Genomic DNA, 21,271 nt, shown 5'->3' with positions numbered 1-21,271 from the left:
ACCGCACCGGTGAATGCATCACCGGTGCGGTTTTCGGGGGGAGAGCAAAGGGGGCGCTGGGCGCCTGTCAGCTGTCGCTACGGTCACTCGCCGAAACCTTGGACGCTGTGTTTTTCTGGGTTTCCAAGCGGTCTTTACCCTGTTCTGCAATCGCGTGGCGAGCGTTGTCGAGTGCGGCGGCGCGGGCGGCATTCTGAGCCACGAACGCTTGCGACTCTTCGGCCATTACGACCGGCGACAACAACAAAGAAGACAGAACAAAAACGCTGGCAATACCCATACTGTTGGACATTTCGACAAACCTTCTTGCAGAGCAAGTGCTAGTTAGGTGTACATAAATTAGTCGGAAATGTTCGAATGAAACAGAGAGTATTCGGATAAGAACTGTTGCATTTTCGGTAAAAATGGCGAAGACGCGTGTCTGTCCTGGGCGATGTGACTGATCAGTCTGTGAGCATCTTTCGGCTGACAACGCGAGTATGGCCATTTGCCAATATCCTGCTCCAAGTCAATGTTTCAGAAAAAAAACACCTTAGAGTCGAACGCCCTGCCGATTTTCTGCCAACAATAATGAGCGCCCACAATGAAGAGCAATCTGCCTGTGACTGGCCGCAATATGGATTATCCCGGCGATGCCAACATCCTCTCTACCACTGACCTTACCAGCGCGATTACCTACGCCAATGATGACTTTGTCAGCATCAGCGGTTTTAGTCGCGAAGAGCTTATAGGGCAGCACCATAACCTCGTGCGCCACCCGGACATGCCACCGTTGGCCTTCGAGCAGATGTGGCAGACGCTCAAGCGCGGGCGTTCGTGGATGGGGTTGGTGAAGAATCGTTGCAAGAATGGCGATCATTACTGGGTCAGTGCATTTGTGACACCGATCACCAGCCAGGGGCAGACGGTTGAGTACCAATCGGTACGCACCAAACCGGCAGCAGCGCACGTCGAGGCTGCCGAGCGGTTGTATGCCCAGTTGCGCAGTGGTCGCACCAGCTGGTTGCAGCGCCTGCCTGTGCCGGGGCTGGAGTGGCAGTTATGGGGCGGCATGAGCCTGGCATTTGCCGTGGCAATGGCCGCGCACTGGCTGCTGCCACTGTCGGATCTACTGACCCTGGCGCTGAGCTTTGCACTGAGTGCTGCCGTGGTATTTCCCCTGTTACGGCCCTTTGAACGCTTGCGACGCCGTGCCAAGGCAGTTGCGGACAATCCATTGAGCCAGCAGCTGTATACCGGTCGCCGGGATGGCGTCGGGCAAATCGAGTTTGCCATGCTGATGCTGGAGTCTCAGGTGGGCGCTGTGGTTGGGCGCATTGGCGACACGTCCAAGCGCTTGGCGGTGGAAGCGGCTGAGCTGGCCAGCCACCTGCACAGCAGTCACAACAGTACGCTGGGCCAGCAAAGTGAAACGGATCAGGTGGCTACTGCCATCCACCAGATGGCGGCCAGTGTGGCTCAGGTCGCCAGCAGTGCTCAGCAGGCCTCACAGGCGGCGGACCAGGCTGAAGATGAAACCCAGAGCGGGCAGCAGCTCGTTGATCAGAGCCAGAACGCGATTTTGCAGTTGGCCCGTGAGCTGGAGGTTGCCACGCAAGTTATCCACAACCTGGAGAGCCACAGCAGTGAGATTTCCAGTGTGCTGGATGTCATTCGCAGCATTGCCGAGCAGACCAACCTGCTGGCCTTGAACGCCGCCATCGAAGCGGCTCGGGCAGGGGACCAGGGGCGCGGCTTTGCCGTGGTGGCTGACGAAGTGCGCGGCTTGGCGAAGCGCACTGCCCAATCGACTCAGGAAATTCAACGCATGATCGGTGTGTTGCAAAGCGGTGCGCGCAATGCCGTGCTGGCGATGCAACAGAGCAGTACCTATGTCGGTAATAGCGTTGAGCAGGCACAGCGTGCTGCCAGTGCGCTTGATGGCATCAGCCAGCGGGTTACTCAGATCAATGAAATGAGCCTGCAGATTGCGGCGGCGGTCGAAGAGCAAAGCAGTGTCAGTGAAGACATCAACCGCAACATCACCAGCATTCGCCAAGCCAGCGAAGTCACGGTCAGTGCCGGGCAGCGCGGCCACCTGAACTCCAGCAATGTTGCCGAGCTGGCCGAGGGCTTGCGGCAACTGGCTGACGAATTCTGGCGCCGCCGCAGTTAACCGGCCTGAAGTGGAATGAAGCTGTAGTAGGTCGCCGGTTCGCTGGTGACCTGCGCACCCAGCGTTTGCAATTGCTCGGCCAATAGCGGATCGGTCACGTGCAGGCGCCAAGCGCTGCCGGTATCGGCAGAGGCCTCGACGTCACGGATCGCGCTCGCCATGGCCTCGACGGTGGGCAGGTAGGCGGTGAAACCGTTGCCCTTGACTGCGCTGACATCAATGCCAAGGTGTTGGCAGATCGCAACTTTGGCGCGGATATCCTCGCGGTCAGCCTGACGCGATTGCTCGATCAGTGCTGCCAGTTCCGGGTCCTGGAGCTGGTCGCGGTGAATCAACAGCGGCCCATCCTGCCAGGCTTCGGGTGGGCAGTCCTTGGCCTCGGGGCGCAGCGGAATGTGCGGGTTTATTTCCATTGGGTAGATGCGGCACACCAGTGGCCGTTCCGTGTAGATGCGGCAGCGGTAATCCGCATCCAGGTTGCGGCAGGGGCCGACGTTATACGCCGCAAAGGTCACCGCCAGGTGGATCTGGCTCGCGCCGCACGCCACCGGAAAACTGCGGCGCAAGGCATGCTCGCGCTGGCCGTCGGGCAGCCCTGGGCCCTGCTCGAAAAACGCTTCGAGCAAGACAATCAGTTGGCCGCCGGATGCGCTCCAGCGCCCGGCTTCGGCCAGGGTCAGGGGCACATGATGATCGGTACAGCATTTGCCGCAGCCGACGCAATTGAACGGGGTGGAAAGAGACACGGTAGTGGGCTTCTTCTTAGCGGACGGGTGTGACGGCATCCCACTCGGTCACGTGGGCAGTACGGGTTTCACGGTGGTACAGGCACAGTTCGGTACCGGCCTTGTTCTTCATGTGCGCAGGCTTGTAGTGCCCCTGCAAGAGGATCGCCGTGTAACCCACGCTGTCATCGAACAAGGCACTCTGCTTGAGCGGCTTGACTGCGGTGAGTTGGCTGGCGGCTACGCAGGTGGCCAATGCCTGGTGTTGCGCGTCGGCCCAGGCTGCATCGCTGGAGGCGTTCGCCTGGGTGAGAGGCAAGGCCAACAGGCACAGGGTCATTACGGCGTTTCTCATGGTGCGCGCCTCGTGGGCAGTGACGGTTGCTTGCGATTATGCCTCAGACCGACTGCCCGACAAGTGAGCACAATGCCTTCACTGGCCGAAGTCGGCCACCGTACGCGCAGCATGGATCAGGCAGTCGGTCAGCTCCGGTGAGGAAAACTTGGTCAATACGGCATTGGCTCCGGCGGCCTTGGCTTTCTCGCTGTTCATGGCGCTGTCCAGCGAGGTGTGCAGGAGCACGTAGAGGTGCTGGAAGTCCGGCGTTTCGCGCAGGGTGCGGGTAAAGGCGTAGCCATCCATTTCGGACATCTCGATGTCCGAGACCACCACATTGATCTCCTGATCAGTGCCTTGCAGCTCCAGCAGTTTGTCGATGGCTTCCTTGGCGCTGCGGGCGGTGTGGCACTCGATACCCAGGTTGCGCAAGGTGTGTACCGACTGCTGCAGGGCCACCTGGCTGTCGTCGACCACCAGAATATTGGCAGCGCCAAGCACCGCAGCGTCTTCTGGAGCCAGCTCGATATGGGTGTGATCGTGAGGCGCAGGGGTAATGCCGTGAATCACTTTTTCGATGTCCAGCACTTGCACCAGCGTACCGTCGACCTGGGTTACCCCGGTAATGAACGACTTGCCGCCCGAGGCGAAGGGTGGCGGGCGAATGTCGGTACTCAGGCAGTGAACGATCTTGCTCACGGCTTGTACGTGCAGGCCCTGTTTTGAACGGCTGATATCGGTAACGATCAGGCAGCCCCCGTCAGGGTCGAGCAAGGGGCGCTCGCCGATGGCGCGGGACAGGTCGATCACCGACAGCGAGTTGCCGCGCAAGGTGGCGACGCCTTTGACATGCGGGTGGGACTCAGGCAACCGGGTCAGCGGTGGGCAGGCGATAATCTCGCTGACCTTGAGCAGGTTGATGGCCATCAGCTTGCCGCTGCGCAGGGTGAACAACAGCAGCGACAGCGAGTCCGCACGGGCTTTTTGCGAGACCATAGGCACCTTCAAGGTTTAAGAACAGGGTGAGATGTCGGGTTATCGGCCCGGCATCGGCTGGCTTTAATGCGTCAGCGTAGACCGAGGCGCTTGGCCAGGCGATTGAGGTTGGCCCGATCCAGGCCCAGCTCGCGTGCGGCACTCGCCCAGTTGTGTTGATGGCGTTCCAGGCTGGCTTTGATCAGGTCGCGCTGGTAGGTGTCCAGCGCCAGGCGCAGGTCGCCGACCACCGTCGCACTGGCAGGGCTTGCATTGTTGCTGACCGATGCTGCCTCACTGTGGGGTGCCGGCAAGTCGAGGTCGCTGGCGCTCAGGCTGAGAATTTTCGGTCGTTCCGGGTGTTGTCCAAGGGCCTTGAGTGCCGAGCGGCCAATCAAGTGCTCCAGCTCGCGGACATTGCCTGGCCAGTTATAGGCCAGCAGTGCGGCCTGGGCGTCGGGGGTTAGGCGCAGGCTGTTCAGGCCCATGCGGGAGCGGTTCTGTTCAAGGAAGTAGCCGCTGATCAGCAGCACATCGCGCCCACGCTCGCGCAGCGGCGGCACCTGCAGTGGGTAGACGCTCAGGCGATGATAGAAGTCGGCGCGGTAGCGACCGGCGCGCACCTCTTCGGAGAGGTCGCGGTTGGTGGCGGCAATCAGGCGCACATCCACCCGATGATCCTGATCCGAACCCAGCCGTTGCAACTGGCCGCTTTGCAGCACGCGCAACAATTTGGCTTGCACCTGCAGGGATAGCTCGCCCGCCTCATCGAGAAACAGCGTACCGCCGTTGGCCAGCTCGAACTTGCCGCGGCGTTCACCCACCGCGCCGGTAAAGGCCCCGCGTACATGGCCGAACAGTTCGCTTTCCACCAGGGTGTCGGGCAGGGCGGCGCAGTTCAGGCTCACCAGCGGCTTGTCGGCGCGTGCCGAGGCTGCATGAATGGCCTGGGCCACTAACTCTTTGCCGACCCCGGTTTCGCCGGTGATCAACACCGTCAGGTCGCTGCCGCCTACCAAGGCGATCTCTTCAAGCAGACGTTTGTGCGGCTTGCTCTGGCCGATCAACTCCCGCTCCTGAAAACCACTGGCCTCGCGGTAGAGTTCGGCTCGTTGGTGTTCGTCCTCTATGCGCAGGGCCAGGCGCTCGATCCGTTCGGCCACCTTGACCGTTGCGGCGGCCAGGCTGGCGAAGGCTTGCAGGGCATCAAGCTCGATCTGCTGAAAGCGTTCCGGGGCGAGTGCGTCCAGGGTAATCAGCCCCCAAGGCTGTTCATCAACGAACAGCGGACAGCCCATGCAGTCGTGTACTTCAAGGTGCTGGTGCAGACCTTCGACCAGGCCGTCATAAGGGTCGGGCAGGTCGCTGTCGCTGGCAAAGCGTGTGGGTTCGTGACGGCTTAGCAACACCTGAAAACGCGGGTGCTCGCTGATTTTGAAGCGCCGCCCCAGGGTGTCGGTACTCAAGCCGTCGACCGCCAATGGCACGAGCCATTCGCCCTCACGTTTCAGCAAGGCCGCAGCGTCGCATGGCAACAGGGTTCGCATGGCCTCCAGCAGGCGTCGATAGCGTTCGCGCTCCGGCAACTCGCGGGACAGGTCGCTAACCAGTGGCAGCAGGGCGGTGAGCAGGGGCTTTGCGGTCATAATGACTCCTGTTGGTCGAAATGACTATAAAACAGATGGGGTCATAATGACTCTATATTTTTAAGTTATTGATTTTATTGGATTTTAAACTTGGCACGGTTCCTGAATTACTCATGGCAGTTTTTACAGAAGCCATAGGCTCAGGAGTCCCCTCATGCTCAATGCCCAAGACCGTGCAATCATCAAAGCAACCGTGCCGCTGCTGGAAAGCGGTGGTGAAGCGCTGACCACGCACTTCTACAAGCTTATGCTCAGCGAGTACCCCGAGGTGCGTCCGCTGTTCAACCAGGCTCACCAAGCCAGCGGTGATCAGCCACGTGCTTTGGCCAATGGCGTACTGATGTATGCGCGGCACATCGACCAGCTCGAGCAACTGGGTGGCCTGGTCGGGCAGATTATCAATAAGCATGTGGCCTTGCAGATCCTGCCAGAGCACTACCCGATCGTCGGTAGCTGCCTGCTGCGCGCCATTGAAGAAGTGTTGGGCAGTGAAATTGCCACCCCTGAAGTCATTGCCGCCTGGGGTGCGGCCTATCAACAACTGGCCGACATCCTGATCGGCGCCGAAGCCCAGGTTTATGACCAGAAAGCCGAAGCCGTCGGTGGCTGGCGTGGTGCGCGGGTGTTCAAGCTGGCTGCGCGGGTGGAGGAGAGCAGCGAGATCGTTTCCTTCTACTTCGCGCCTGAAGATGGCGGTGCGATTCTGGCGGCAGAGCCTGGTCAGTACATCGGCCTGCAGCTGTTCATCGACGGCGAAGAGCATCGTCGCAACTACTCGCTGTCGGCATTGAGCAAGGGCGGCCAATACCGCATCAGTGTCAAGCGTGAGGAGGGCGGTAAAGTCTCCAACTACCTGCACGAGCAACTGCAGGTGGGCGATACCCTGAACCTGTTCCCGCCGTCGGGCGAGTTCACCTTGGCTGCCAGCGACAAGCCGCTGGTGCTGATCAGTGGTGGCGTAGGCATCACGCCGACGCTGGCGATGGTGGAGGCAGCGCTGTCCACGGGCCGCTTGATCCACTTTATCCACTGCGCCCGTAACGGTGCAGTGCATGCCTTCCGTGGCTGGATCGATGACCTGGCGGCGACGCATCCGCAGTTCAAGCGCTTCTACTGCTACGCCGAAGACGATGGCGCCAGCCCGGCTGCCGATGCCGTGGGGCTATTGACCCTCGACCAGTTGGATCAGTGGCTGCCGGCTGAGCGTGACCTGGATGCCTACTTCCTCGGGCCCAAGGGCTTCATGGCGACCGTCAAGCGTCACCTGAAAGGCTTGGGTGTGCCGGAGCAGCAGAGCCGTTATGAGTTCTTCGGGCCGGCGGCAGCGCTGGAATAACCCGCCACAGTCCCCAACAAGGTCGGCTCCTGCCTGGAGCCGGCCTTGTTGGCGGTTCGATACGCTGCGCCGCAGCGGAAAAAGCTCGATGTGTAAAAACCTTTAAAGGTTAATCTTGCATTAATCAGCTTATCCTTCACTGCCTGATGTCTATCACGCATGCCTCCTTTCCGATACGGTCCGTTGCCCCGAGGTAACGGTCGGCGATCGGCCGAGCCGCGATGGCCGGAGCGGGGCGCGAATTTTGCACATTCAAAGGCCAGAGCCAGCGTGTAGACTTTCGTGTGGCGGTGTGCCGCCAGCGGAGTCATTTATCTATTAAAGGGAACGGCAATGAATGAACACGTACAGCGCCTGAATCGAGAGCGGCGCTTTCTGGTTCTGCTGGGGATAATCTGCCTGGCGTTGATCGGAGGCGCACTGTATATGCAGATCGTCCTCGGTGAGGCACCGTGCCCGCTGTGTATCCTGCAGCGCTACGCGTTGCTGCTGATTGCCCTGTTTGCCTTCATCGGTGCGGCCATGCCCGGTAAGCGCAGCCTGACGGTCTTCGAGATACTGGTAGTACTGAGCGCCATAGGCGGCATCGCCGCAGCGGGCAACCATGTCTATATTCTGGCCAACCCGGCCGTCAGTTGTGGTATCGACACCCTGCAACCGATCGTCGACGGGTTGCCGCTGGCTTCGGTTCTGCCGCTGGTGTTTCAGGTCGATGGCTTTTGCTCCACGCCCTACCCGCCGGTGCTGGGTTTGTCGCTGGCGCAATGGGCGTTGCTGGCCTTTTCACTGACGGCTGTTCTGGTGCCGCTGGGCATCTATCGCAACCGCCGCCAGCCTTAGACAAAAGTCACGCCTCGGGCAAGCGTGCTGCGACATCCGGTACGCCTTGAATGTCGCAGCAGCATTGATCTGGATCAAGTCGCAGCCCTTGTAGTACGGGCCTTTCAGGCGTACCGGCAGGGGTGCGACAAACTGTCGCAAAATTGATTTTGAACGATTTATTGTTGCAGTTTCTGTAAAGGACTGTTGCGTAATAAGTCATAGTCAATGCCAAGTTACATATCTACAATCGCCCCCAATTTCCGTTCGGCACCGCTTGCGAGTCGCAGGATTAAAGGAGCTAAGGCTCTTTTCGCTGACTCTGTCGAGCATCGCCAGCGGCGATGCCGGGCTGACCCCCCTCCGTGATTTCCCGCACCAAATGGACTTGGTCTGAAGACAGGCCCGTTGCCTACGAAGTCAAAATAATAACCGTCGTTATATAAGGTTTTGCTGAGTCGCCACAGTGCTCCTCCATGCATGACCCTATTCGATCCCGTAAATGCTAACGCTTGGCAGGACGAAGTGTTGGCGACCAAAACACAAATTGCATTGAAGCAAGCTGCTCTAGAGGTCGTGAAATGAGTAAAAAGCGTTACCCCAGACTGTTTGGCATTCTGCCCTTTTTAGGCATGCTTTTTCTCAGTGGGTGCAATTGGACCCTGCTCGACCCTAAGGGTCAGGTCGGCATTGAGCAAAAGAACCTTATCCTGATCGCTACCGGCCTGATGCTGTTGGTGGTGATTCCGGTCATCCTGATGACCATCGCATTCGCCTGGAAGTACCGTGCTTCCAACAAGGCGGCCAACTACACGCCTGACTGGTCGCACTCGACCAAGATCGAAGTGGCGGTCTGGACCATCCCGGTACTGATCATCATTGCGCTGGGCTATGTCACCTACAAGACCACCCACTCGCTGGATCCGTATCGCCCTCTGGACTCCGAGGTCAAGCCGGTACAGATCGACGTGGTCGCGCTGGACTGGAAATGGCTGTTCATCTACCCGGAACAAGGCATTGCAACGGTCAACAAGATCGTCTTCCCGGCCAACACCCCGGTTAACTTCCGCGTGACCTCCGATGCGGTCATGAACTCGTTCTTCATCCCGGGCCTGGGCGGTCAGATCTACGCCATGGCCGGTATGACCACCAAGCTGCACCTGATCGCCAACGAGAAGGGTGAGTTCGACGGTATCTCCGCCAACTACAGCGGTGCGGGTTTCACCGGTATGAAGTTCAAGGCAATTGCCACCTCTCAGGCTGATTTCGACGCCTGGGTAAACGAAGTCAAGCAGTCGCCTAAGCAGCTGGAAGCAGCTGAGTACGAGGCTCTGGCCAAACCAAGCGAAAACAATCCGGTTGCGCTGTACGGCGCTGCACCGGCTGACTTCTTCCAGACCATCGTCGACAAGTACGAAGGCATGAAACGTGGCAAGCCTGTGCACCACGAGAAGGAAGCCAGCAAGGAAGTAGCCGCTGTGCAAGAGGTGGACACGAGTATGCATTCAGCTGCTGGGGCAGAGGAGTAAGAGATGTTCGGTAAACTAAGTCTGGATGCGATACCGTATCACGAGCCGATAGTCATGGTGACCATTGCCATGATCGCGCTCGGCGGTATCGCGCTGATCGGTGCTATCACCTATTTCCGCAAGTGGACCTACCTGTGGACTGAGTGGCTGACTTCGGTCGACCACAAGAAAATCGGGGTGATGTACATCATCGTCGCGATGGTCATGCTGCTGCGCGGCTTTGCCGACGCCATCATGATGCGTACCCAGTTGGCCATGGCCACTGGTGGCGGCGAGGGCTACCTGCCGCCCGAACACTATGACCAGATCTTCACCGCTCACGGTGTGATCATGATCATTTTCATGGCCATGCCATTCTTCACCGGCTTGATGAACATCGTTCTGCCGCTGCAGATCGGTGCGCGTGACGTGGCCTTCCCGTTCCTGAACTCCCTGAGCTTCTGGCTGCTGGTGTCCGGCGTTGCGCTGGTCAACATCTCCCTGGGCGTTGGTGAATTCGCCAAGACCGGCTGGGTTGCCTATCCGCCGCTGGCCGGGATTCAGTACAGCCCTGGCGTCGGTGTGGACTACTACATCTGGGCGCTACAGATATCCGGATTGGGGACAACGCTAACGGGCGTCAACTTCCTCGCCACCGTGCTGAAAATGCGCGCGCCTGGCATGAAGCTGATGGACATGCCGATCTTCACCTGGACCTGCACCTGGGCCAACATCCTGATCGTCGCATCGTTCCCGATCCTGACCGCTACACTCGCACTGCTGACTGTTGACCGTTATCTGGACTTCCACATTTTCACCAACGAGCTTGGTGGGAACCCGATGATGTACGTCAACCTGTTCTGGGCGTGGGGTCACCCTGAGGTGTACATCCTGATCCTGCCGGCGTTCGGCGTGTTCTCGGAAGTCATTTCGACCTTCACCGGCAAGCGTCTGTTCGGCCACAAGTCGATGATCTACGCCAGCGGCGCGATCTCGGTACTGGGCTTCGGCGTTTGGCTGCACCACTTCTTCACCATGGGTTCGGGCGCTAGCGTCAACACCTTCTTCGGTCTGGCGACGATGCTGATTTCGATCCCGACCGGTGTGAAACTGTTCAACTGGCTGTTTACCATCTACCAGGGCCGTCTGCGCTTCACCGCGCCAGTATGCTGGACCCTGGGCTTCATGATCACCTTCTCCATCGGTGGTATGACGGGCGTTCTGCTGGCGGTTCCAGGTGCTGACTTCGTTCTGCACAACAGCCTGTTCGTGATTGCTCACTTCCACAACGTGATCATCGGTGGCGCGGTATTCGGCTACATCGCCGGTTTCGCCTTCTGGTTCCCGAAAGCCTTCGGTTTCACCCTGAACGAGAAGTGGGGCAAAGCGGCCTTCTGGTTCTGGATCTCCGGCTTCTACGTGGCCTTCATGCCACTGTACGCGCTGGGCTTCATGGGTATGACCCGTCGTCTGAACAGCTCGACCAACCCTGCCTGGGAACCGTACCTGTACGTTGCCGTGGTCGGTGCGGTGCTGATCCTGTTCGGTATCGCCTGTCAGCTGATCCAGCTGTACGTTTCGATCCGTGATCGCAAGCAGAACATGGACGTCACCGGTGACCCGTGGAACGGCCACACCCTGGAATGGTCGACTTCGTCGCCACCACCGTTCTACAACTTCGCCACCCTGCCAGTTAATGCCGGCCTGGATGCATTCACCGAAGCCAAGCGTGATGGCTCTGCGTACAAGGCACCTGCCAAGTACAGCGCGATCCACATGCCGAACAACACCGCCACTGGCGTGTGGATGGGTGCACTGATCACTGTGTTCGGTTTCGCCATGATCTGGCACATCTGGTGGCTGGTTGTCGCCAGCCTGGTTGGCACCATTGCTGTCTTCGTTGCTCACGCTGCACGTGACGACCAGGGCTACATGGTTCCTGCAGAGGAAGTCGCCCGCATCGAGGGTGAGCGTTTGAAGGCCTTGGGCCTGGCAACCGGCTCCCCAGTGCATGGCGCACGTGTCGAATCGTTTGAACGGGTTTAATCAATGTCCAGTCATGTATTGAATGCTGATGCTGCTCATGGTCACGACCATGGGCACGAAGAACACCACGACTCGGGCCCGATGACCGTATTCGGTTTCTGGCTCTACCTGATGACCGACTGCATCCTGTTTGCGTCGATCTTCGCGGCCTTCGGGGTACTGTCGAATAACTTCGCCGGTGGCCCGTCGGGTCATGACATCTTTGAACTGAACTACGTACTGGGTGAAACAGCGCTGCTGCTGTTCTCCAGTATCACCTTCGGTTTCGCGATGCTGGCGATGTACAAGGGCAACAAGAATGGTGTGCTGGCCTGGTTGGCCATCACCTTCCTGTTGGGCCTTGGCTTCATCGTGATGGAAGTCAACGAGTTCCACCTGCTGATCTCTGAGGGCTTCGGTCCTCAGCGCAGTGGCTTCCTGTCGGGCTTCTTTGCACTGGTGGGTACTCACGGTCTGCACGTGACCGGCGGCCTGATCTGGATGGCTGTAATGATGTACCAGATCAACAAGAAGGGTATCACCGCGACCAACAAGACCCGCATGAGCTGCCTGAGCCTGTTCTGGCACTTCCTGGACGTGGTCTGGATCTGCGTGTTCACCGTTGTCTACCTGCTGGGGGTTCTGTAAATGGCTAACGCTCACCATAGTCACGACGCCAGCCACGGCAGCTACAAGTCGTACGCGATCGGTTTCATCCTGTCGGTCATCCTGACGGTCATTCCATTTGGTCTGGTGATGTACCCAAGCCTGCCAAAAGACATGACCATCCTGATCGTGGTGGCCTTCGCAGTGATCCAGGTAGTAGTCCATCTGTTCTACTTCCTGCATCTGGACAGCTCGCGTGAGCAGCGCTGGAACGTCAGTGCCTTCCTGTTCACAGGGCTGGTTATCGTGCTGCTGGTCGGTCTGTCCCTGTGGATCATGTTCAGCATCCACACCAGCATGATGGCGAAGTGAGGTAGACGGCATGTCCTTTAAGCACTTTATCCAAATCACCAAACCGGGGATCATTTTCGGTAACGTGCTTTCTGTGGCAGGCGGTTTCTTCCTTGCCGCGCAAGGGCATGTCGACTTCGCACTGTTCCTGGCGACGGTTATTGGTACTTCGTTGGTGGTGGCGTCCGGTTGCGTGTTCAACAACTGCATCGACCGTGACATCGACCTGAAGATGGAACGTACCAAGAACCGCGCCATGGTTCAGGGCCTGATCTCGCTGAAACTGGCGCTGGTCTACGCCACCCTGCTCGGGGTGGCCGGCTTTGGCCTGCTGTACGTCAAGGCCAACCCGCTGGCGGCGCTGTTTGCCCTGATCGGCTTCATCATCTACGTCGGCTTCTACAGCCTGTACCTGAAGCGTAAATCGGTGCACGGCACCCTGGTTGGCAGCCTGTCCGGTGCCATGCCTCCGGTGATCGGTTACTGCGCCGTGAGCAACAGCTTCGACCTGGCTGCGCTGACCCTGCTGGTGATGTTCAGCCTGTGGCAGATGCCGCATTCCTATGCGATTGCGATCTTCCGCTTCAACGACTACCTCGCAGCGTCGATTCCGGTATTGCCGGTAAAGCGCGGCATTGGGGTCGCCAAGAAGCACATCCTGCTGTACATCATCGCGTTCTTGCTTGCCACCCTGATGCTCACCATCGGCGGTTACGCCGGCATGAGCTACATGGCGGTAGCAGCGGCCATGGGCATGTACTGGTTGTACATGGCCTGGACCGGCTACAAGGCAGTAGATGATCGCCTCTGGGCACGCAAGCTGTTCGTGTTCTCGATCTTCACCATTACCGCCCTGAGCGTGATGATGTCGCTGGACACCAAAGTGCCGACCGAGTTGTTGCTGACTTACGCGCACTGACAGTCGCCTGCTTCATGAAAAGCCCCGGCTCAATGCCGGGGTTTTTTTTGGGCGCGTTTCCGTATGCCTGCGTTTTTTCGCTGCGTTTAGTCTGCTGCCATCTTCAATCAGATCGAGTTGGCAGCATGAGCATTTTGACAGTGTATTTTTGTGGTACCGGTTCCCATCGCTTTGACGACCTTCACCCCAATTTCTGGGATGGTGAGTTGGTGTCGACGCTGGCCTCTAACACGCAGGGCCGGGAGTTTGCTGATTGGATCATCATTGATGGCCCAGGAAGCGGCAACCTGCAGGCGGATGAAATGTTTGTCGAAAACAAGGCGTACGGCATGACCGGCACCTTGTTTGGCAGAGGTTGGGATGAAAACGTAGGTCATGCACTGCAGATCATCAAAGGCCGCTGCGATTGGCAGCGTCAGGATTTGACCGAGCAGGAGTACAACCAGCTGAAAGCCGCCGGTGTTCCGATCAAGGACCTTGAGGCTAGTGGTTCCTGGTTCTGGCGTCGCTATAGCTATGGTAAGCGTGACGTTACACCACAGCAGTTGCAGGAACAGATCATCAAGACCTTCCGCAAGAACGGCGTCATCCCTACCCAAGTGAACATGGTTGGCTGGAGCCGTGGTGGCATCAGTTGCCATATGCTGGCCAACGCCATGGCCAACGACGCAGCGCTCAAGCACATACCGGTGAATATCTTTGCAATCGACCCGGTACCTGGCTTGCTCAATTTCCAGGATAACCGGGTAAAACTGGCAGCGAACGTGAAGGAGTATGTAGCGTTCTACGCACGCGACGAGCGCTCCAAAGGCTTTGCTTGTGTCATTCCGCAGACCGCCAGCAGCACCCGTACATGCGTGTACCCGATGCCGGGCCGACACGCTACCCTGGTGGGCAATGCCGCTGCCGACGGTGCCTCGGGGGACAAGGCGTTGGCCGAGCCGGGGTTGATCGTGCGGCATTTCGCGGAAACCTGCCTGACCCGTTGGGGCACCTCGTTGAGCAAGCGTCTGCAGTTGAATGAAGGGCAGTTGAAGGTGCATCACAAGGTCTTGAACGACCACGACCCGCGCTATCAGGCCATGCGCAAGCACTCTTATACCCTCATCACCGAATCGGATAAAAACGAGCGAGCGGTGAGCCTGGGCAGTAACGGTGTGCCGTTTTCTTCGATTCAGGGTAGCCACCTGAGCCCCAAATCCGGCTTGGCCACGCCGCTGGAGTGGCATGACGGGGCGTACAAAGACATTTGTTAAGCCACACAATTTTCTTCGGTAGCTCTGGACAGCGGTGACCTTGGCGCTCTATTGTTTGCCTCGGCCACCGCAGTGGCCAACGTCGCTCGGACGGTTCCGGGCGCTTACGTCTTCGAGGAAGCCATGGCTGACCAAGGTTCGCCGCGCCGCTTTGCGCGCATTGATCGTCTCCCCCCTTACGTCTTCAACATCACCGCCGAACTCAAGATGGCTGCACGCCGTCGTGGCGAGGACATCATCGACCTGAGCATGGGCAACCCCGATGGGGCTACGCCACCGCACATCGTCGAGAAACTGGTGCAGGTTGCCCAGCGTGAAGACACCCACGGCTATTCGACATCCCGCGGCATTCCACGCCTGCGCCGCGCCATCTCGCGTTGGTACAAAGAACGCTACGAGGTCGACATCGACCCTGAGAGCGAAGCCATCGTGACCATTGGTTCCAAGGAAGGTCTGGCGCACTTGATGCTTGCCACCCTCGACCATGGCGACACGGTGTTGGTGCCCAACCCCAGTTACCCGATTCATATCTACGGTGCCGTGATCGCAGGCGCCCAGGTGCGTTCCGTGCCGTTGGTGCCGGGCGTGGACTTCTTCAATGAGCTGGAGCGGGCGATTCGCGAGTCGATCCCCAAGCCGAAGATGATGATTCTCGGCTTCCCGTCCAACCCGACCGCGCAGTGCGTAGAGCTGGACTTCTTCGAGCGCGTGGTGGCACTGGCCAAACAGTACGACGTGCTGGTGGTTCACGACCTGGCCTACGCCGACATCGTCTACGACGGCTGGAAAGCCCCGTCGATCATGCAGGTGCCGGGTGCCAAGGACATTGCAGTGGAGTTCTTCACCTTGTCCAAAAGCTACAACATGGCGGGCTGGCGGATTGGCTTCATGGTCGGTAACCCGGAGCTGGTCAATGCCCTGGCGCGGATCAAGAGCTACCACGACTATGGCACCTTCACACCGCTGCAGGTCGCGGCGATTGCCGCTCTGGAAGGCGATCAGCAGTGTGTGCGCGACATCGCCGAGCAATACCGGCAGCGGCGCAACGTGCTGGTCAAAGGCCTGCACGAGATTGGCTGGATGGTTGAAAACCCCAAGGCCTCGATGTACGTCTGGGCAAAAATCCCCGAGCCGTATGCGCACCTGGGGTCGCTGGAGTTCGCCAAGAAAATGCTGGCCGAGGCCAAGGTCTGCGTATCGCCAGGCATCGGGTTTGGTGATTACGGCGACGATCACGTGCGTTTCGCCCTGATCGAGAACCAGGACCGTATCCGTCAGGCACTGCGTGGTATTCGCCAGATGTTCCGCGCAGACGGCCTGGAACTGCCGAAAGCGACCAAGCCAGCCCGCGATTAAGATCGCAGGCAAGCCTGCACCCACAACGGTTGGGGCAGGCTTGCCTGTGATACTCAAGCCCTCTGCAGGCGCATCTGCACCAACGCCACCCGCTCACCGCGCTGATTGCTGCGCTCTTCGATCCCGTAGGGCACAAAGCCCAACTGTGGGTACAACAACAGGCCGGCGGTGTTCTGGTTGAAGCAGGACAATTCCACGTCCTTGGCCTGGTAATGCTCCCGTGCCATCGCGATCATTTGTTCGATCAGGTAACGGGCTACACCCTGGCCCCGGGCTGCCGGGTCGACAATCACATTTCCAATCGAACAGCGCCCGCCTCGTTCCCATTCATAGAAGTTGGCGAAGCCGACAACCCGCCCATTCAACTCGACCACCGTTGAGTTGGCGCGCTGATCAATGGAGGCTTGCAACTGTGCCTCGGTCAACGGAAACGAGGCTTTCGGGAACATGAAGTAGAGCTCTTCCGGGCCTTGTGGGAAGGAGCAGAGCAGTGCGAGATCAGCAGCGACAACAGGGCGGTGAGTCAACGACATCAAAGGCCTCCTTGGCCGGGCAATAGCAGTTTGTCGGGAACGCGAATTTAATGTTGGCGCCCACTGTTCAAATACTGGGCGAAGCATAGAATATTGCTCGGGTTTCTCCCTATAACGATATTCCTCCCCCCTGTTCCCCATCATGTCCGAAAACAATCCTTGTTTGAATTGCGGTGCCTGCTGCGCGTATTTCCGTGTGTCTTTTTTCTGGGGTGAATGCAGCTCGGCTGGCGGGCTGGTGCCCGACGAGTTGGTCGAGCAGATCAGCCCTAGCCGTGTTGCCATGCTGGGCACAGGGTGTAAGCCCAGCCGTTGCATCGGCCTTGAGGGTGAAGTGGGCAAGGCGGTCAGTTGCTCGCTGTATGAACAACGCTCAACGCCTTGCCGTGAGTTTGATGCGGCCTGGGTCAATGGCCAGCCCAATCCGTCCTGCGATAAGGCGCGGGCGGCCCATGGGTTGCCACCGCTGGAAGCCAACGAGCCGAGCTGGCCAGACGATGACGGCGCCTCTGCCGCCTGAGCCGTCTGGCTTTGTGCGTAACAGCTCGAAAATACAAGCGTCGAGCGGCGTGATCGCTTAGGGTGGCGCACTTTTGAAACGGTCAAATGGATATGACAGTGCGCCCAAGTTACCTCTCGATCAGCTTGATGCTGTTCCTTTGCAGCCTGTTTTTCGATGCCCTTGAGCTGAATACGGGCAGCGCGTTTTCGGCGATGCATTTGCTGATTGCCGGCTGGTGGGGCGTTATTTTCGAGCTCTATGGCTGGTTCGCCAACCCGTTGCTCGCTCTGGCCTTGTTGTGTCGACGGCGCTGGCCGAGGTTGGCGTTAGTCATAGCCCTGGCGGCCTGGGGGCTGGCGCTTTCCTGCCTGTGGATAAGCCGGGTGCCGGACAACCATAGCTATGATTTTGCCCGTGTGGCCGGGTTTGGTTGGGGCTACTACCTCTGGCTCGCCGCGTTTACAGTGTTTGCCGCAGGGCAGGGCTGGCATTGTTGGCAGCGACGAAAAGGTGTCGAAATACCCCGTTGGCGCCTGCTCGACTGGCTGCTTCTGATCGCACTGAGTGCCACAGTGTTCTGGGCCAGTGGCAACCTTGGGCCGCTGCATCAGGTAAAGGTCGAGCGCCAGACGGTATCTGCCGAGGACAGCATGGCGCCTCAACGGCTGGCTGAGGTGCCCCACTGAACCACCACTCTACCGACCACGATCAGGCACGGCTGTGTAGTCAGGCGTATCGCGCCATCAGCCGTTGCGCCTGCAAATAGGCCACCCAAGGGGGCAATGCTTCCCATTGTCTTGGCGCTGTCCGGCCTGCATGCTGCGTCTTTCTGTCGATCTGCTGACGTTCCCAAGGACCTAGAACATGAAAAAAACGACCCTTTGCGCCGCGCTATTGCTGTGTACAACGACGCAAGCGGTGCTGGCGAAAGACGGCTACTCGGCGGCGTACAGCCAGTGCATGGATGCCTCCGGCGGTGTCACCTCCACCATGAATGAATGCAGCGGCGCCGAGATCAAGCGCCAGGACGCTCGCTTGAACCAAGGCTATAAAACCGCCATGGCCGGCCTGGAACCTGCCCAGCAAGGCAAATTGCGTGATGCTCAGCGTGCATGGATCAAATACCGTGATGCCAACTGCGGTATGTACTACACCCTTACCGGCGGCACCATGGACATACTCAATGGTGCAGCGTGTACCCTGCGCATGACCAAGGAGCGGGCAGATGAGTTGGCCACGTTGCTTGGGCCATAATGGTGCTTGACCCTGGCAGATGAGCGGTGTTGCATGCATCAACTGATCTGCAAACAGTCATATATGTTCCGGGGTATAGTTGCAGGCCTTGGAACATACTCCGGCAACGCAGTAGTTATGCCTGTTTGAAACAGCACATACCATCTTTGATGAATCGTTTAATGGCTTTTATCAGGGTGAAGTTCACGGTGTGCCGTGCCCGTGCAGCGTGGCCCATGCAGCGCTTGAACGGCTGCTTGGCGTTGCTACTTATTGACTTTGATAAGGGGCAAAAGGATGATGGCAATATGATGGTGTTTTTGAGTTTGTTAGAATTCTGTACGCCACGGTTATCCCCATGGGTAGCGGCCGGGTCAAGTGTTTAGTTGCTCTATGGAAAGAAGGTCAGCCATGTCCCTGTTGTCGAGCGAACCCTTGCCCCCGACGTTGGAACATAAGGCGCTGCTGAGCATCCTTGATGACTCGTTGGCGATTGCCGAGTTTTCACCCGACGGCACCCTGCTGTCTGCCAACGGCCTCTACCTGAAACTCTTCGGCTATTCACCTGCGCAACTCTGCGGCCTTCACCATCGAATGCTATACGCCAGCAGCCTGAGCGATGTCTCGGCGTGTGATCGGCTATGGGGCAGCCTCAGGAACGGGCAGGCCATCAGCGGCCAGTACCCGTACACGAGTGCTGATGGTCGCCAGCTGTGGTTGGCCGCAACCTATAAAGCGGTCTTCGCGGCTGATGGGCGAGTGGCCAAAGTGGTCCAGTTCGCGGCCGATGTCACTGCCCGTGTCGAGCAGGAGCACCTTGAACACGAGCGTACACGGCTGATCTCGCTGTTTGCCGAGCATTCGCACAATGCGCTGGTGCTGGCGGATCACAAGGGCTGTGTGCTGTTTGCGAATGACGCGGTGCACAGGCTGTTTGGCTACACGCCGCAGGAGTTGCTCGGCAAGCCGCTCATGCAACTGTTCAACAGCCTGCAGGCCCAGATCACGCCCTTGAGCGAGGTGCTTGAACACCTGGACACCGGGAACTCCTACAGCAGTGAAGAACTGCTTTACAGCAAGCATAAACAGCCCCTGCTGTGCGCCTTGCGGGTCAACCCTATTGTTGATGGGCAGGGTGCGTTCAGTCACGTCGTCTGCGTGGTCAACGACCTCACCGATGCCAAGATCCATGAAGTGCTGCAGCGCAAGGCGCTGGAGTCGATGGCGGGTGAGGCACCGCTGGCCGAAGTGATGACGCTGATCTGCAACGAAGTCGAGCGCATTGCGCCCGAGGTGGTTGCCTCGATTCTGCGTGTCGATGAACACTGCATGCTGCGCCCGCTGGCCAGCCCAAGCCTGCCGCAGAGTTTCGCACGCGCGCTGGACGGTGTGGTGATTGGCCCCGATGTCGGCTCCTGTGGCACGGCTGCCTTTATCGGTTCGCCGGTACACGTGCGTGATATTGAAAACGACCCGCTCTGGGCTCCCTATAAACACCTGCCACTGCCTCTGGGATTGCGCGCCTGCTGGTCGACACCGATCAAAACCAGCGCAGGCCAGGTGATTGGTACCTTCGCCTTCTATTATCGGGAAGTGCGCGACCCCAGTGAGTTTCACAAGCGGCTGGTGCAGATCTGTACCCACCTGTGCGCCTTGGCCCTGGAGCGTGATAGCGCGCGCCTGAAGATCCGTCAGTTGGCGTTCTACGACAGCCTCACCGGGTTGCCCAACCGAAATCTGCTGCTGGCCAATGCTGACCAGGCGATTGCCAGCGCCGAGCGCAACCATCAGTCGCTGGCTGTCCTGTTCATCGACCTTGACCGCTTCAAGCAGGTCAATGACTCCTTCGGTCATCCGGCGGGCGATGACCTGCTGTGCCTGATCGCCGAGCGCTTGCGCAGCGATGCCTACAACAGCGAGATCATCGGGCGCTGGTCGGGCGATGAGTTCGTCATCGTCCTCAACCCCTGTACCGCCGCCCAGGCTGTCGATACCGTAGAGCGCCTGCAGGCATTGATTTCCATGCCCTGTGACATCGGTGGTATTACCCTGATGCCGTCCGCCAGCATTGGCATCAGCCAGTACCCGGATGACGGTCAGGATATGGAAACCCTGCTGCATTGTGCCGACCTTGCCATGTACCAGGCGAAAACCCACGGGCGTGGTCGCTTCAGTTTCTTCAGCAACGACATGAACCAGCTTGCTCAAGAACGCCTCACCCTCGAAATCGCGCTGCGCAATGCCTTGCAGGGGCAGCGCCTGCAACTGCACTACCAGCCATTGGTGAACCTGAAGACGGGCGCCCTGTTGGGGGTTGAGGCGCTGGCACGCTGGCATGACCCGGTCTTTGGCCATGTGTCGCCGACCCGCTTTATTCCACTGGCTGAAGAGTCCGGCTTGATTGGCGCGCTAAGCGATTGGGCGCTCACGCAAAGCTGTCGGCAACTGGCTCAATGGCGCCGCGAGGGCTTGGTGGTGCCGGGGGTATCGGTGAACCTGTCAGCGACCAACTTCCATAACCGCGACCTGCCACGGCAGATCATCGACACGCTCAAGCAATACGCACTACAGCCCCATGACCTGACCCTGGAAATTACCGAAAGCGTCATGCTCGATCCCAACCCGAGCATCATGCTCAACCTGCACGAATTGCATGCGCTGGGCATTGAGTTGGCGATGGACGATTTCGGCACCGGTTATTCCAGCTTGAGCTACTTGCGGCGCATTCCGTTGAGCACCCTCAAACTGGACAAGAGCTTCGTCCATGACATGGAGCACGACACGGCCGCACAGGCCCTGACCCGCGCAGTGATTCGCATTGGCGAGAGTCTGAACCTCACCGTGGTAGCCGAAGGTGTGGAGAACGAAGCGCAACGTGCGCTGCTTCAGATTCAAGGTTGCGAAGTGGGGCAGGGCTACCTGTTCACCCGCCCGTTGCCTCCCGAACAGTTGGCGGAATGGTTGGGGAGCAGCGCCGGGGGCCTGTGAT

General features: G+C 58.9%; 20 protein-coding genes. 14 read left to right on the top strand and 6 right to left on the bottom strand.

From position 1 onward, the window contains the following. Positions 1 to 67 precede the first annotated feature (67 nt). Positions 68 to 292: a hypothetical protein gene (locus EKA13_RS08225; RefSeq protein WP_065758897.1), complete on the bottom strand. Its 225-nt coding sequence runs from the start codon at positions 290 to 292 to the stop codon at positions 68 to 70. 291 nt (positions 293 to 583) lie between these two features. On the opposite strand from EKA13_RS08225, the gene EKA13_RS08220 reads away from it, so the two are divergent. Next, on the top strand, positions 584 to 2,155 hold the full coding sequence (locus EKA13_RS08220) for a methyl-accepting chemotaxis protein (RefSeq protein WP_065758896.1): 1,572 nt from the start codon (positions 584 to 586) through the stop codon (positions 2,153 to 2,155). Here the strand turns inward: EKA13_RS08220 and EKA13_RS08215 are convergent. From EKA13_RS08215 to norR, 4 genes are all read right to left on the bottom strand, one after another. Further along, positions 2,152 to 2,940 carry a YkgJ family cysteine cluster protein gene (locus EKA13_RS08215; RefSeq protein WP_065758895.1) on the bottom strand — a complete coding sequence of 263 codons (789 nt, stop codon included), beginning with the start codon at positions 2,938 to 2,940 and terminating at the stop codon, positions 2,152 to 2,154. The two genes, EKA13_RS08220 and EKA13_RS08215, sit on opposite strands and share 4 nt — an antisense overlap. Continuing rightward, positions 2,918 to 3,235, bottom strand: coding sequence for a hypothetical protein (locus EKA13_RS08210; protein ID WP_065758894.1), 318 nt, complete (start codon positions 3,233 to 3,235; stop codon positions 2,918 to 2,920). The genes EKA13_RS08215 and EKA13_RS08210 overlap by 23 nt, the downstream gene beginning before the upstream one ends. A 78-nt stretch (positions 3,236 to 3,313) precedes the next feature. Further along, on the bottom strand, positions 3,314 to 4,213 hold the full coding sequence (locus tag EKA13_RS08205) for a chemotaxis protein (protein WP_065758893.1): 900 nt from the start codon (positions 4,211 to 4,213) through the stop codon (positions 3,314 to 3,316). A 71-nt stretch (positions 4,214 to 4,284) separates the two neighbouring features. Then, the gene (gene norR, locus EKA13_RS08200; RefSeq protein WP_065758892.1) at positions 4,285 to 5,838 is read right to left on the bottom strand and encodes a nitric oxide reductase transcriptional regulator NorR; all 1,554 of its coding nucleotides are present in this window, start codon (positions 5,836 to 5,838) and stop codon (positions 4,285 to 4,287) included. 154 nt (positions 5,839 to 5,992) lie between these two features. Between norR and hmpA the strand changes: the two genes are divergently transcribed. The 9 genes from hmpA to alaC all read left to right on the top strand — a co-directional run bounded on the left by hmpA (position 5,993) and on the right by alaC (position 16,014). After that, positions 5,993 to 7,174 (top strand): NO-inducible flavohemoprotein, encoded by a 1,182-nt coding sequence (hmpA, locus tag EKA13_RS08195; RefSeq protein WP_065758891.1) that lies wholly within the window; start codon positions 5,993 to 5,995, stop codon positions 7,172 to 7,174. A 333-nt stretch (positions 7,175 to 7,507) separates the two neighbouring features. Then, a complete protein-coding gene (locus tag EKA13_RS08190) occupies positions 7,508 to 8,014 on the top strand; it encodes a disulfide bond formation protein B (RefSeq protein WP_065758890.1) in 507 nt (168 codons plus the stop codon). 560 nt (positions 8,015 to 8,574) lie between these two features. Then, a complete protein-coding gene (gene cyoA, locus EKA13_RS08180; protein WP_065758889.1) occupies positions 8,575 to 9,522 on the top strand; it encodes a ubiquinol oxidase subunit II in 948 nt (315 codons plus the stop codon). A gap of 3 nt (positions 9,523 to 9,525) precedes the next feature. Beyond that, positions 9,526 to 11,547, top strand: coding sequence for a cytochrome o ubiquinol oxidase subunit I (cyoB, locus tag EKA13_RS08175; RefSeq protein WP_065758888.1), 2,022 nt, complete (start codon positions 9,526 to 9,528; stop codon positions 11,545 to 11,547). A gap of 3 nt (positions 11,548 to 11,550) precedes the next feature. Continuing rightward, positions 11,551 to 12,174 (top strand): cytochrome o ubiquinol oxidase subunit III, encoded by a 624-nt coding sequence (gene cyoC / locus EKA13_RS08170; protein ID WP_065758887.1) that lies wholly within the window; start codon positions 11,551 to 11,553, stop codon positions 12,172 to 12,174. After that, positions 12,175 to 12,504: a cytochrome o ubiquinol oxidase subunit IV gene (gene cyoD, locus EKA13_RS08165; protein ID WP_065758886.1), complete on the top strand. Its 330-nt coding sequence runs from the start codon at positions 12,175 to 12,177 to the stop codon at positions 12,502 to 12,504. It begins immediately after the preceding gene. Between the two features lie 10 nt (positions 12,505 to 12,514). Further along, positions 12,515 to 13,402: a heme o synthase gene (gene cyoE / locus EKA13_RS08160; RefSeq protein WP_065758885.1), complete on the top strand. Its 888-nt coding sequence runs from the start codon at positions 12,515 to 12,517 to the stop codon at positions 13,400 to 13,402. A 125-nt stretch (positions 13,403 to 13,527) separates the two neighbouring features. After that, entirely contained in the window at positions 13,528 to 14,658 is a 1,131-nt protein-coding gene (locus EKA13_RS08155; protein ID WP_065758884.1) for a hypothetical protein, read from the top strand. A 123-nt stretch (positions 14,659 to 14,781) separates the two neighbouring features. Further along, positions 14,782 to 16,014 carry an alanine transaminase gene (alaC, locus tag EKA13_RS08150; protein WP_065758900.1) on the top strand — a complete coding sequence of 411 codons (1,233 nt, stop codon included), beginning with the start codon at positions 14,782 to 14,784 and terminating at the stop codon, positions 16,012 to 16,014. A gap of 53 nt (positions 16,015 to 16,067) precedes the next feature. Here the strand turns inward: alaC and EKA13_RS08145 are convergent, their stop codons facing one another. Then, complete coding sequence (locus tag EKA13_RS08145; RefSeq protein WP_065758883.1) at positions 16,068 to 16,547, bottom strand: GNAT family N-acetyltransferase; 480 nt, start codon at positions 16,545 to 16,547, stop codon at positions 16,068 to 16,070. Positions 16,548 to 16,689: 142 nt separating this feature from the next. Between EKA13_RS08145 and EKA13_RS08140 the strand changes: the two genes are divergently transcribed. From EKA13_RS08140 to EKA13_RS08125, 4 genes are all read left to right on the top strand, one after another. Then, the gene (locus EKA13_RS08140) at positions 16,690 to 17,067 is read left to right on the top strand and encodes a YkgJ family cysteine cluster protein (protein WP_065758882.1); all 378 of its coding nucleotides are present in this window, start codon (positions 16,690 to 16,692) and stop codon (positions 17,065 to 17,067) included. Between the two features lie 86 nt (positions 17,068 to 17,153). Beyond that, complete coding sequence (locus EKA13_RS08135; RefSeq protein WP_065758881.1) at positions 17,154 to 17,735, top strand: hypothetical protein; 582 nt, start codon at positions 17,154 to 17,156, stop codon at positions 17,733 to 17,735. Positions 17,736 to 17,913: 178 nt separating this feature from the next. Next, a complete protein-coding gene (locus tag EKA13_RS08130) occupies positions 17,914 to 18,303 on the top strand; it encodes a lysozyme inhibitor LprI family protein (RefSeq protein WP_065758880.1) in 390 nt (129 codons plus the stop codon). A 390-nt stretch (positions 18,304 to 18,693) separates the two neighbouring features. Further along, a complete protein-coding gene (locus EKA13_RS08125; RefSeq protein ID WP_065758878.1) occupies positions 18,694 to 21,270 on the top strand; it encodes a sensor domain-containing protein in 2,577 nt (858 codons plus the stop codon). Position 21,271: the final 1 nt, after the last annotated feature.

Origin of the sequence: Pseudomonas defluvii (assembly GCF_001695625.1) — a bacterium.
Classification (GTDB): Bacteria; Pseudomonadota; Gammaproteobacteria; order Pseudomonadales; family Pseudomonadaceae; genus Aquipseudomonas; species Aquipseudomonas defluvii.
This window is presented reverse-complemented; position numbering and strand designations above follow the sequence as displayed.